Below are 915 nucleotides of genomic sequence, written 5' to 3' on the forward strand. Positions count from 1 at the left end.
GTGAGCGGTACCAACTTTACCCCAACCACGACCTTAACCATTGGGGGGCTTGCTGCAACGAGCGTGACAGTAGTTAATGCCACCACCTTAACGGCAGTCACTCCAGCGTATATCAGTGGTTCTTTAGTGAAGGATGTGGTGATTAATAATAGCGTTGGTGGAGCGACGCTCACTAATGGTTTTACCTACCTTGCGGCCTCACCCACATTAGTCAGTATTAGTCCTAATAGTGGCCCTATGAGTGGTGGAACTTTAATTACATTGACCGGAACCTACTTTACGCCAAGCAGTAGCTTAACGATTGGGGGTATTGCAGCAACCAGTGTAACTGTAATTAACTCCACAACCCTGACCGCAATCGCTCCTGCATATGTTAATGGTTCTTTAGTGAAGAGCGTGGCGGTGAATAATGGGGTAGGGAGTGCCACGTTAATCAATGGTTATACTTACGTTGCGACTACGCCAAGCATCAGTGGTGTTACTCCGAATACTGGACCTGTTGCTGGTGGTACCACGATTACGATCAGCGGCACGGGTTTTACGCCCACGACCACCGTGACCGTGGATGGCCTTGCCGCAACCAGTATTACGGTTAATAGTGCCACCAGTTTAACTGCGAGTACCCCAGCGTATGTAAGTGGTCCTTTAGCGGCTAATGTTGTAGTCAGTAATGAAGTTGGCAGTACGACCCTGGCAGGTGGTTTCACTTATCAAGCCAGTAGCCCAACATTAATCAGTATTACGCCAAATCAAGGTTCACTCGCAGGCGGCACTTCGGTGACGGTAGTGGGTACCAACTTTACTCCGACCACGACCTTAACCATAGGAGGGGTTGCGGCGACGAGCGTGGTGATGGTGAACGCTACCACCTTAACTGCGACCACACCGGTTTATGTCAGTGGGGCTTTGGTGAAA

Annotated in this window: 1 protein-coding gene; it reads left to right on the forward strand. The window is 49.9% G+C overall.

The window, feature by feature from the left end; all coding sequences use genetic code 11:
- Positions 1-915 (forward strand): IPT/TIG domain-containing protein (locus tag ACD661_RS16910; protein WP_400189006.1); only part of this gene is annotated, 915 nt, incomplete at both ends.

Source organism: Legionella lytica (assembly GCF_044626755.1).
Lineage (GTDB): Bacteria > Pseudomonadota > Gammaproteobacteria > Legionellales > Legionellaceae > Legionella > Legionella lytica_A.